A 12,386-nucleotide genomic window follows, 5' to 3' on the forward strand; every position below is an offset into this window, starting at 1 on the left:
CTAACATGAACAAATTAACGGTACTTTCTTTGGCAGTAATGGTCGCGCTAGCAGGTTGCTCGAGTGACGATAACAAAAATGAAAATAATATTATCGCAGTAGATAACGCTATTGCAGTAGGCTCTGAGCAGTGCATTAATGGCGGTGTAGAGACGCAAGTAGGCGCAGATACCAATAATAACGACGTGCTAGACAGCGACGAAGTTAACTCAACTAATTTAGTGTGTAATGCACCTGCAACGTCGTTAACAAGCGAGCAGTTAGCCTCGCTCACTAGTAATACTTGGTTTAGTGAAGCACAAACAAAATTAGGTGCTGCACAAACAGCCAGTAGCAACATTGTTACTGAATCAGGCAAAGCTAAAAACGTTATTTTATTTGTTGGCGATGGTATGGGTATTTCTACCATAACCGCAGCACGTATTTTAGCGGGTCAGTTAGAGGGCGAAATGGGTGAAGATCACCAGTTAAGCTTTGAAACTATGCCTTTTTCGGGCTTTGTAAAAACATACAACGTAGATGCGCAAACGCCAGATTCGGCAGGCACTATGACCGCAATGGCATCGGGTGTTAAAACCGACGCAGGCGTTATTGGTATTGATGAAGCGGTTGAACGTGGTAATTGTGCGTCAGGCAAAGGGCACGAACTTGTTACCTCGTTAGAGCTTGCTGAAATTGCAGGCAAAGCAACAGGGATTATTTCTACAGCGCGTATTACTCACGCAACACCAGCTGCAACGTATGCTAAATCGGCAGAGCGTAACTGGGAAGATATCTCCGATATGCCAGAAAGTGCCGCAACATGTGAAGACATTGCATCGCAACTGGTTAACTTTGAAGCCAACCTAGAAGCACGCTTTAGTGGTGTTGATGTAGACGGTATTGACGTAGTAATGGGCGGCGGTCGTCGTCACTTTTTACCAAAAGATGCCGCGTTTAATTCAGCCGATGCAGTAAGTGCTGTTGAAGGGGATCGAACAGATAACCGCGACTTAACCGCAGAGTGGAAAACGCAATATCCAAATGGTACGTACGTAATGGATCAAACCGGTTTTGATGCAATAAGTGACGACGCCACTAAAGTGTTTGCCTTATTTAACGAGTCCCACATGCAGTACGAAGCTGACCGCGTAAACGATGTTGCAGGTGAGCCTTCGCTTTCGCAAATGACCGAAAAAGCAATAAACGTACTTGATAACAACGAGCAAGGTTTTTTCTTAACGGTTGAGTCGGGTCGAATTGACCACGCGCATCATGCGGGTAATGCTTATAACGCGTTAAACGACACTATTGAGCTTGCTAAAGCCGTTAAAGTGGCGATGGAAAACACCAACCCAGAAGAAACATTAATAGTTGTAACTGCCGATCACAGCCATGTATTTACCATTGCCGGTTACCCTAAACGCGGTAACCCAATTTTAGGTAAAGTGGTTGCAGTAGGCGCAACTGAGCCAAGCTTAGCTGCCGACGATATGCCTTATACAACGGTTGGTTATACCAATGGTGGTGGCTTTAGAAACCTAGGTAGCGAGACTGATGCCGATGCAGGTTACGCCTTTGCGCCAGTGACAGGGCGTGTTGATTTAACAGATGTTGATACAACAACACCTGGTTTTCATCAAGAAGCATTGGTACCAATGGGCTCTGAAACACATGCAGGTGAAGACGTAGGCGTTTATGCAATGGGACCAGGTGCGCACTTGGTAACAGGCACAAACGAGCAAAGCTTTTTATTCCATGTAATGGACTTTGCCGCTGACTTTGTAAAAATAGCAGACGAAAAACTAGCGCAATAAATACCGGCTAGTTATAAATTTAGTTAAATATATCTAAATAAAAACCCCGCCTACTTTGCGGGGTTTTTGTCATTAAACTGACATTTATAATCGTTATGTTATTGCCATAAACCTGAAATATAAATAAGAGATAGCTAAATGAAAAAAGCGTTATTAATAATTGCCACGCTTGTAAGTACAAGTAGCTTTGCCTCGCAATGTGATATTGATGCCAAGCATTTAAAAGCCGATTATAAAATTACCAACAGCCATAAAGCGCAGCAAAGTAGCGAGTCACTTATCCTTTGGCGAAACAACCAGCAAGTAGCGCATCAAAGTGAAGTAATAACCGAGCTTTGGCAGCACTTAGCCAATAACCAAATACGACCAATACGTTACTTTAATGCCCAGCAACGCGGCATTGAATACCAACCATCTGAAGTACGCGGCGTACAAAATTGGAGTGCTAAAAGTCAGCTGGTGGATAACCACCTAATAAAAAAAATGACCTTAGTCAGCACGCAAGGCAAAGGCTGCGGTGAAGTAAAAAACTATACACTGAGCGAAAATGGCAACGACTTTAACCTCGCCTTTTTTACGCATTCAAAATTAGTTAAAACATTTAGTATTAGTAATAAAAAAAGCCAAACAACTACCTTACTTAGCCTTAATAATGTAAGCACTGATGAGCCATTAATTAGTGCTCAATTTGCACAGTGGGATCGCTTTCAAACCACCGATTACGCCGATATTGGCGATAACGAAGGCGACCCATTTTTAGCTAAAATGATAAACCTTGGTTTTATAGAGCACAGCGCAACAGGTTTTTACAACCAGCAGGGCGAGGCTATTCAAGGCGGGCACCACCACTAGGTCTTTAAATGTTGTAGTTCATAGCTAAAAAAATGACAGGCGGCTATGAGCTACAAGCTGGTATTCAAAAGTAGATTAATTTAAGCCATTCCCACCCAAGTAATACTACAAACACTTTTCCATTTTTATAAAACACACACTATCAGCCGCACAATATTTATAGTTGGTAATAATTTACACTATTTGATATTAATAGAAGTTCACACAATAGGGACATTTTGTGAAAGTAAGGAAATGTCCTCAGATAAAGTTGTTAAATTTATAAGAGGTATCATGATAGATTCAATCAATCCTAAACACCCATATATTGGTAAGCAACATGCTAAAGATGAGTATTTAGAATCAGTTAAACTACTGATTGAAACTCTCAGACCGTATTTAACTAAATCTGAGATTCGCAATATACCTAAAAAGCTTCAAGTAGATAAAGCTTCTATAAATGAAGCTCAATATCTACAAGCTGCATGTGAATTAACAGTATGCTTGTATTTCGCTGATAAATATGGAGTTAACTTTATTTATGAAGATAAGGTTAATCCGCCTAAAGACGTCGATTGCTCATTTATTGATAATAATTCAAAGTATAATATTGAAGTGAAATGCGCTGATTTTTCTGTGGTAGAACACATGAAAAATGACGATTCGTTTAAGGTGTCAGCTCTTGGCAGAATGCCAGAATATCGAAGTGTAGTTTCCAACTTACAAGATAATTTTAATGATTTAGGAAAACAGCTAAAAACATATAAGCATCTAGATAATCGCATGAAAGATTACCTCATCTCAGCCCATGATAAATTTTCGGATGAAAATTACGATGATGCAGTTAATGTACTTTTAGTGTGTTGTGATGATGCGATGGATATGACTAAATGGACAAGTTATTTAACTGGGTTGCAAGGACTATTCACAAAGGACTCATTCCACAATCAAGAGTTATTTAATAAAGTCGATGTGGTTATACTTTCAAATTTATACCACAGACATGCTAAATACCAAGAAAAAGTTAACATTATAGATAATTGGGATTTTGCTTCATCTTTCAATATTCTGCTTTGCAATCCCGGACGAAAATCAGACAAGAAGAAAGCTATTGAACATTTTTATGAAACTATTCCAAATTTTAACAAGGAGGTTATGGATTATGCCGTCCCATATGGGTTTGAGGTCCTAAAATTAGCCACATTTGTTAATAAAGAACTTAAAGCTAAAAACAAACATTACTTTAATTAACGTAAATAAAAATTAAAACAGTGGGTTAAGGTTTTTCGCTAAGTATTTTAACCCACAATTTTGATTCGTTTAGCGTAGCGTTACTAGCGCCCGCTAACACTACAAACCCGACTACCTAAACTACTCCAAATGAGCATCATCAGGCTTTTTAGGTTTACTCGCTACTTCTGTTAAGCCGTCTTCGCAATCGCCGCTGTCGCAGGTATTTAAATCGCTTTGTGCTTGTTTATCTTGTTGCAGCACTTGTTTTAAATCTTCCATACGTTGGCGCACGGCTACGCCGTAGCTGGCGTCGTCTCCCCATAATGCAGCAAGTTGCAGTACTGCAGCGCGGTCGTGGTCTCTAAATAATTTACCGGCGCGCTCTGCATCTTGCTTAGTGTTACCTAGTAACTCGAGTGCTTCTACGGCAAGGTTAATAGCCGAGTCGACTGTTTCGCGGTTAAACGCATCTACTTTTAAATTAAGTAACTGATACGCATGGCGGCGGTCGATTGCGCGAGCAACAATTTTTAACTGCGGGTAGTTTTTATGCGCGAGCTTAATTATCTCAATGGTTTTATCGGGGTTATCAATTGCAATTACCAGCATTTGCGCGGTGTGCGCGCCTGCTGCTTCAAGGAGTTCTTGGCGTGCGGCATCGCCATAAAATACGGTATTGCCAAAACGGCGTAGTAATTCTATTTGGCTCGGGCTGTGATCAAGTACGGTAATTTCGTAGCCTTGCGCGTGCAGTAAACGCCCCATAATTTGACCAAAACGTCCGTAGCCCGCAATAATTACGTGCTTAGCGGTGCTAATTTGCTCTGGCTTATCAAACTCAGGCAGAGCACTACTGCTGCGTTTTTGTATTTGCTCATAAACCATAAGTAGTAACGGCGCTATTAGCATTGATACCGCTACAACTAAGGTAACAAGGCTGGTTTGCTCGGGCGTTAAAATACTTAAGGTGGTGGTTACGCTTAAAAGTACAAAGGCAAACTCACCCCCTTGGGCAAGCGCTAAGGCAAATAATAATTGCTGTTTGCTGTTAATTTTAAAGGTAACGGCAAGGGCAAATAAAATGCAGGCTTTAACTACAATAAGTAAAACCACTAAGCCAATAACAGTACTAAACTCGTTAAATAGCAGCTCAAAGTTAATTGATGCGCCAACCGTTATAAAAAACAATCCTAAAAGTAAGCCTTTAAAGGGTTCTATATCGGCTTCTAATTCGTGTCTAAATTCGCTCTCGGCAAGTACAACGCCGGCTAAAAAAGTTCCCAATGCAGGCGATAAACCAATACTTTGCATAACTAGCGCAATAGCGACCACTAAAAACAGTGCAAAAATAGTAAATATTTCACGCATGTGCGTTTGGGCAATGTATCTAAATAACGGGGCCGATACATATTTACCGCCGGCAATAATAGCGGCAATAACCGCGACCGATACACATACTTGTTGCCATACGGGCCAACTTGCAATAATCGAATCGCTGATTTCTTTTGTGCTAGTTTGCGGGGCAAATGCGAGCAGTGGCAATAGGGCTAAAATAGGAATAATTGCGATGTCTTGAAACAGCAATACCGAAAAAGCGTTTTGTCCGGCTTCTTGCTTTAGCCAGCCTTTTTCTTCAAGGCTTTGCAACACAATAGCCGTAGAGGAGAGCGCCAGCATTAAACCAATGGCGAGTGCGGTTTGCCAATGCATGGCAAAAAACCAATAACAAAATGCAAATATAGCCGCTGCCGATAGCACAACCTGTAAGCCACCAAGCCCTAAAATAGAGTGGCGTAATGTCCATAAACGCGAAGGTTGTAGTTCAAGGCCCACTAAAAACAGCATCATTACTACGCCAAATTCAGCGAAGTGCATTACATCTGTTTGATCGCCCACAACACCCAGCGCATAAGGGCCAATGAGTATGCCGGCAATTAAATAACCTAACACTGAGCCAAGTCCGACTCGTTTTGCAATAGGGACAGCTACTATGGCTGCTGCTAAGTAAATTAAAGCAATTTCTAACACGCGTTTATCCTAATAACATCAAGGCTTTTAGAATGGCTTAGCTGCTTATAAAATACAATGGATTATATGGCTCAAAGTTGCTTATTTATCAGTAGCTATAACACTAATGGTTATAACTACTGGGCTAAAAATAGCACTTTATGTTGAAGGGCTTGTTGGGGACTAAATATTACAAATATTTATAATTGCTGAGCTTGGTTGGCCTGAATCAGAATGGTAAATAGTAATGTTTGAGCTGATTGTATTTTCAACGCTTGTTTCAATTACTGTTACTTCAAATTCGGCTGATGCAGGTAGGTCGATATCCAATTCGCTATCGAGGTAAGTACTTCCGCTTTTTTGCAAAGTAAGTGGTTTGGTTTGATCAAAGCTAAATTGAAAGCTATCTGACGCTAAAAGTGTATCTACCATGTTAAAGCGTAGGTTAATGGTGTCGGGGCCTGAAAACTCAGCACACACAAATACCGAAACCTCAACAGCTTGTAAAACGGGCATGCTATTTTGGCCTATATCCACAGTAAAGTTGCTTTGCGTAATCGCTACAGAGTTGTATTCCCCAGCTGCAAGCCTTTGATCTGCTGTTGTTATCGTTATTTTTTCACCTTGCGCTAAATTAACCTCTTCATCAAAAAAGCCGTTTGTGTTGGTGCTGTACTGCTGTCCATTAATTGTTAGCTGTGCATTGCTTATAGCCGCTTTTTGCATATTAGTGAGTTGCCCTTTAATGCGACCGGTAAGTAGGGCAGAGCTGGTTACTGTAATTGAAAATTGCACACTTTTTGAAAAGCCATCAGCATCAGTTGCTATAACGGTTAGCGTATAACTACCTGTCATATCGGCGATAAATTCGGTAATACTTTGGTTTGTATTGCTTAAGCTGGTGCTCGAGCCTGAAGGCGCTGATAGCGTCCAAGCGTAATCCAGAGTGGTTCCTTCTGGGTCGTAACTTTGGCTTACATCAAATTTAACTACATTGCCCACTACATCGTAGCGTGATTGCTCCCCCGTGAAGCTAATTACTGGCAATGCGTTTTGTATTACATCAATTGTTAGGGTTTTTGTGTCAGAGAACTGCACGCCATCGTTAGTGCGTAACGAAATAACCACTTGTCCCTCTACTGATGCACTAAACGTTGGTTTTGATATTGTATTACTGCTAAGCGTTGCTTGGCTTTGCGACGAAATGATTTCCCATTGGTAGCTTAGTGGCTGGCCCTCTGGATCGTAACTAGTTGAGGCATCAAGTAAAACCTGTTCATCAACCGTTATGGAGGTTTCATAAGTTACCAAAGTAATAGGCTTTTTATTGCTACTGGCGTGCAGTACTGAGGTTGCTTGGTTTGAGCTTAATTGCCCATCAGACACTGTAAGCACTACAACGTAGTCGCCTTCTTTATCGGCAACAATAGAGGGCGTTGCTGATCTGTTGTTAGTGAGTTGCGATGCACTATTTACAGGCTTGGCTTGTAACTGCCAGTTATAACTCAGCGTATCTCCGTCTGGGTCGCTACATTGTTGGCACTGCAAAGTGGTTGATTCGTTTAACGTAATATCACGTTCGGATTCAAGTGTTGCTATTGGGGCTTTATTACTTGTGGTAACAGTTAAAGTAACTGATGCGGTATCACTTTCGCTTTGTTGATCGGTAACAGTGAGTGAAAGCGAGTAATCTCCAGCTGTTGACGCTGAAAATCCAGCGGTATGATTTTGCATGTTTGAAAGAGCAGGCGTGCTGCCCTGGGGTTTTGATGTAATTGCCCACGCATAACTAAGCGTATCGTTTTTATCGGGATCAGTGCTTTGGTTACCATAAAGTGTAACAACTTCATTTGGGGCAATTGTTTTATTTTCTACGTTAATAACCGCTTGTGGCGATGAGTTAGAATTAAGCGATTCACTTTTTATGAGTACGACAGTGCTTGCTGTATCACCTTGTGAATCAGTAACGGTAAGCTCAACTTTAAACTCGCCTATTTCGTCTGCAACAAACTGGCTTTTAACTTGAGTCGCATTTTCAAGCGTTGCATTACTTGCTACAGGCTTAGTAATAAACTGCCATTTGTATTGATTAATGGCGCCGCTGGTTGTGCTACTTTGCGCGCCATTTAAAAGCACAACATCACCTTGCTTAACGGTTTGTGTGCTACCTGCGTTAGCAATTAGTTGGGTATTTGCAGTAACGGTGAGTTGTTTTTGTGCAGGTGTGCTTGAAAGCTTGCCGTCACTCACGGTTAATACTAATTGGTACTCTTGTGCTTCAGATACCGAAAACTCAACGGTACTTTCATTATTAACCGTAATCGGTATTTCTACTTGTTCGTTTTTGCTGGTTAATTGCCATTGATAGGTGAGTGCATCGCCATCGGGGTCACTACTTTGTGCTGCGCTAAAAACGAGGGTGGTATTTACTTTAAATCCCGATTGCTCGGTAGTAATAACTGCAATAGGCTTTGTGTTAGTACTGACTGGTTTAGTTACTGTTTTGGAGTCTGAACCTCCAGAGCCACAAGCTACGAGGGTGAATAAAGCAGTAATTAAAATTAATAACTTCCATTTCATAATATTAATATCCTTTTAAAAAGTTGAATATTAATATGTACCCAAATTAGCTATAAAGCAAAAAAATAAATCAAATAAATACTTTTTCATTATTTTAGGAAATAGTTAACGTGAAACAGTGCTGCTTTTAAATAATTTATACTTTGAGGGGAGTGCTTTATGCCCAGATTGATAGGGCATAAAGTATATTAAATGGCAGTTAAATAACGCTTAAATAAAGTTAGTCTGCTACTTTTACTGAACCGCTAATATTATCGATACTTACATCGCCCGAGCCCGACTCAGTAATAGTCAGCCCCTTTGCATGATTAACGCGAATATCACCCGAACCGTCTTCAATTGTTACGCTTGAGCCAATATGCTCAATGATCATGTCGCCAGAGTTATCATCAACATTAACTGCACCGCTTATATGGCTTATCACTAAATCACCCGATCCATCTTCAACGTTTAGCGAACCGGTTATGTTGCTCACGTGCATTTCGCCAGAACCATCGTCAATAGTTGCATTGCCGCTTACGTTGTTTATATGAATACTGCCAGAGCCGTCGGTTAATTCTAAATTACCTGCGATGTTTTCAAGGGTTACTTCACCTGAGCCATCGTCAACAGTTAGGTTTTTAGCACCGCTTATAGTTAAGTCCCCCGAGCCGTCTTTTACATCAATATTGCTTTGCATAGCATTTATTAAAATGTCGCCAGAGCCATCATCAATATCTAAATTTAGATTACTTGGCACAGTAACCACTAAATTAATACTTGGAGATTGGCCACTGTAAAAGCTAATGCCATTACGGCTTTTATTTTGGGCAACAAGCTTTGCCTGTTTACCGTCTTGCTCGAGCGTTAGCTCGTATTCGTCTTCAATGTCGGCTGTGTAAATAGTGGCATCAACACTAATGCTGGTGGCCGTTTTTGAGCCTTTTATTTCAAGGCTACCTGCGCCGCTTAACACATTTAAATACTCAAGATTATTGCTTGGCAGTGATAGCTGTTGAGTTTGCTTTACTGAGGCAACGCTTGGCGATATATGAAATACACAGCCACTTAATAATAAAATTCCGCCAATAAGTGAAAGTGGTTTTGCAATGCTTAATTGTGTTGATGAGCTCATGTTTAGTCCTTTGGTATTTATTGTTTGTATTTATATAAACAATATAGAGCAAAAATGAGGCCGAAATGTAAGCTGTTGTTTTATATAGGGTGGTGGTTTTTTATGAAAGTTGAAATACTAATAAGTGGTGAAAATAACTAATTATTAATATAAAAGGATGCGCGATGCATCCTTTTATAATTACTCAGCTTTTATTAGGGAACTAATTAAAAGCTGTAAGTAATATTACCGTATAAAAAACGCCCGTCTAATCCGTAAGGCGCATACGGTGTGTACGGGAATATTTGGCCAAAGTCAGAGTAACCAATGTTATCCACGGTGGCTTGTGGGTACTGATCGAACAAGTTGTTTGCACCAACGGCAAATTTCCAATATTCGTCTGGACGGTATGCCACTTCTAAGTCGGTGATCCATTTAGGGTCTAGGTATTCATCGCGATCAGCTGTAGTTGATATATCAGCGACTTCACCATAACGTGTGGCACGAAGCGTTGTTTGCCATTCGTTAAAGTTCCACACTGCTGATAGGTTCCATTTGCTATCTGGCGTGCCTTCTTCAAAGCGACCTACTTCACGACGTGCAAACACTACGTAGTCGTCACCTAGTGAGTTAAGCTGTGCTGGGTTGTCGTTTACGTGCGTTACTTCGGTATCGTTAAAGTTAGCTGCTACGTTTAAACGTAAATCACCTAAGTTGTCTAAATCTAAGTTATAAGTGGCAACTATATCTACACCTTGCGTGCGTGAGTCGATAGCGTTGGTAAAGTAACGTACGCTTTCGGTATTTAGCTCACCGGCATTTTGTAGTATTTCAACAACTGCATCGCCTTCTAAGTTTTCAGACAATACAATACGGTCATCAATATCAATACGGTATGCATCAACAGTTAAGCTAAAGCTGCCTTGAGTGTAAATAAAGCCCGCAGTAACGTTTACTGACTCTTCAGCATCTAACGGCTGTGCACCTAGCGCTTGCGCTGCTGCAGAATCGGTTGGGAATAGACCAACTTCAAATGGTTGGTTGTTTTCAAGTACGGTTGATATTTGGCGGTACGAGCTTTGCGCTAAAGATGGCGCACGGAAACCTGTGCTAATTGCACCGCGCAGCGATAGGTTTTCAGTAATGCTGTAACGCGAAGCAAGCTTAGAAGTAAATGTGTCACCAAAGTCGCTGTAATCTTCATAACGACCCGCTAAAACTACGTTCCATTTTTCTGTTAAGTAGGTATCAAACTCAACAAATAAAGCGATGTTATGACGGCTTTCGTCAGTCGCACTTTCTGGTCCAAAACCAGCAAGTACTTGCGCGCCACCGGCTGCAATTGGGTTACCATCGCTATCAAGTGCGGTGATGTAAGACGCTTCTTCGCCTTCTTCTATTTTGTAGCTTTCGTGGCGATATTCAGTACCTACGGTAAAAAATACGTCATCAGGTAAGCCTAAATCGAGAGTGGTATTGGCTGTTGCGTTTACTAAAAACTGATCGTAAACCAATGCACCGTTGTCAAATTCGGTTGGGCTGTCGGCACCTAGTGATGTATTAATGCTATTTACAACACCGAAACCAAAGTCGTTGCGGCCGTAGTTGGTACTTACATCCCATGTCCAGTCGTTAGTTTCGCCTTGTAAGCCCAGTGCAAATGAGTAGTCTTGTACGTCTGTTTCAATTTGCGGCAAAAAGCCATCTGGGTACACTTCTAAAACGTTACGGCTGTCTTTTGCTCGGCGGTAAAAACCACCTGAATTACCTTCACGCTTTGAGTAGCTACCAAATGAATAAAGGTTTAAGCCGTTATCTAAATCGTAACCCATGTTGTAAAACAACGCGTAATCTTCAAGGTCTGCTTTACCAAAGCGGTGGTTGTAACGATCGATAGTAAATTCACGTGGGTCTAGGCTGCCATCATCAAGGCGACTGTATTGTTCGCGTGGGTCAAAGCCTGAGCGTTGCGTTGAGTCGTTATCACGGTATTCAATTGATACGTTTACAAAGCCGTTATCAGATAACGCAAAACCAGAGTTTGCACTAACAGTGCGTGTTGCACCGTCGTTTACTTCTCTGTCGCCACCGGTATTAAACGCTAAGTCGCCGTTTGCATCTTCATAGGTGCTGTCTAGCTGAGATACACCAGCCATTTGAGTATCGTATTTACCGTACGTTACGCTTACGCTACCGCCTTCTGAGGCATCTTTAAGTACAATGTTAATTACGCCAGCAATTGCATCAGAACCGTACTGTGCGGCTGCGCCGTCACGTAGTACTTCAACACGCTTAATTGCAGAGGTTGGAATCATGTTCAAATCAACAGCTGTAGAGCCTCGGCCAACAACACCTGCTAAGTTTAATAGCGCACCGGCATGGCGGCGCTTACCGTTTATAAGTACTAATGTGTGATCGGGTGCTAATCCACGTAAAACAGCTGGTTTTGCATGGTCAGTACCATCACCCATAGTGGCACTTGGGTAGTTAAAGCTAGGTACTTGGTTTGCTAGTATTTGGCTTATTTCTAGCTGACCCGTACTTTGCATATCACCGCTGGTAATAATGTCTACGGGTACCGTACTTTCGGCAATACTGCGTAAGCTTCTGCGAGTACCGGTAACCGAAATTACTTCGATATTCTTTTCTGCTTGATTATCTTGCTCTGCGGCAACGGCCATAGAGTAAGGTGTGCTAAGTGCAGTGGTAACGGCCAAGCTAAGTGCTAGTTTATTTGCAGATAAACGCTTAAAAGTCATTAATTGTTCCCCAAGAGCTGCTAGTCGAAAAGGAGCGCATCATATAGAAGCGACTACCCTAGTGCAAAGATAAAAACTATCTAAGAT

General features: G+C 41.4%; 7 protein-coding genes. 3 read left to right on the forward strand and 4 right to left on the reverse strand.

Annotated elements, in window-relative coordinates; all coding sequences use genetic code 11:
• Window positions 1-5: 5 nt before the first annotated feature.
• From QL995_RS18035 to QL995_RS18045, 3 genes are all read left to right on the forward strand, one after another.
• Window positions 6-1,796 carry an alkaline phosphatase gene (locus QL995_RS18035; RefSeq protein WP_290294765.1) on the forward strand — a complete coding sequence of 597 codons (1,791 nt, stop codon included), beginning with the start codon at window positions 6-8 and terminating at the stop codon, window positions 1,794-1,796.
• 138 nt (window positions 1,797-1,934) lie between these two features.
• Window positions 1,935-2,648: a hypothetical protein gene (locus tag QL995_RS18040; RefSeq protein ID WP_290294766.1), complete on the forward strand. Its 714-nt coding sequence runs from the start codon at window positions 1,935-1,937 to the stop codon at window positions 2,646-2,648.
• A 273-nt stretch (window positions 2,649-2,921) separates the two neighbouring features.
• Window positions 2,922-3,878 (forward strand): hypothetical protein, encoded by a 957-nt coding sequence (locus QL995_RS18045; protein ID WP_290294767.1) that lies wholly within the window; start codon window positions 2,922-2,924, stop codon window positions 3,876-3,878.
• A gap of 120 nt (window positions 3,879-3,998) precedes the next feature.
• Here QL995_RS18045 and QL995_RS18050 read toward each other — a convergent pair whose 3' ends face one another.
• The 4 genes from QL995_RS18050 to QL995_RS18065 form a co-directional block, all read right to left on the reverse strand.
• Window positions 3,999-5,888 (reverse strand): monovalent cation:proton antiporter-2 (CPA2) family protein, encoded by a 1,890-nt coding sequence (locus QL995_RS18050; RefSeq protein WP_010554522.1) that lies wholly within the window; start codon window positions 5,886-5,888, stop codon window positions 3,999-4,001.
• Between the two features lie 162 nt (window positions 5,889-6,050).
• Window positions 6,051-8,447, reverse strand: coding sequence for a PKD domain-containing protein (locus tag QL995_RS18055; RefSeq protein WP_290294768.1), 2,397 nt, complete (start codon window positions 8,445-8,447; stop codon window positions 6,051-6,053).
• A 220-nt stretch (window positions 8,448-8,667) separates the two neighbouring features.
• Window positions 8,668-9,561, reverse strand: coding sequence for a hypothetical protein (locus QL995_RS18060; RefSeq protein WP_290294769.1), 894 nt, complete (start codon window positions 9,559-9,561; stop codon window positions 8,668-8,670).
• 206 nt (window positions 9,562-9,767) lie between these two features.
• Complete coding sequence (locus tag QL995_RS18065) at window positions 9,768-12,299, reverse strand: TonB-dependent receptor (RefSeq protein WP_290294770.1); 2,532 nt, start codon at window positions 12,297-12,299, stop codon at window positions 9,768-9,770.
• Window positions 12,300-12,386 lie beyond the last annotated feature (87 nt).

This window comes from Pseudoalteromonas sp. APC 3358, assembly GCF_030408075.1.
GTDB classification, from domain to species: Bacteria; Pseudomonadota; Gammaproteobacteria; order Enterobacterales; family Alteromonadaceae; genus Pseudoalteromonas; species Pseudoalteromonas arctica.

Bases quoted from the DNA above. Each gene is read 5' to 3' on its own strand.
- QL995_RS18035 (WP_290294765.1), top strand. From the start codon at position 6: ATGAACAAATTAACGGTACTTTCTTTGGCAGTAATGGTCGCGCTAGCA.
- QL995_RS18040 (WP_290294766.1), top strand. From the start codon at position 1,935: ATGAAAAAAGCGTTATTAATAATTGCCACGCTTGTAAGTACAAGTAGC.
- QL995_RS18045 (WP_290294767.1), top strand. From the start codon at position 2,922: ATGATAGATTCAATCAATCCTAAACACCCATATATTGGTAAGCAACAT.
- QL995_RS18055 (WP_290294768.1), bottom strand. From the start codon at position 8,447: ATGAAATGGAAGTTATTAATTTTAATTACTGCTTTATTCACCCTCGTA.
- QL995_RS18060 (WP_290294769.1), bottom strand. From the start codon at position 9,561: ATGAGCTCATCAACACAATTAAGCATTGCAAAACCACTTTCACTTATT.
- QL995_RS18065 (WP_290294770.1), bottom strand. From the start codon at position 12,299: ATGACTTTTAAGCGTTTATCTGCAAATAAACTAGCACTTAGCTTGGCC.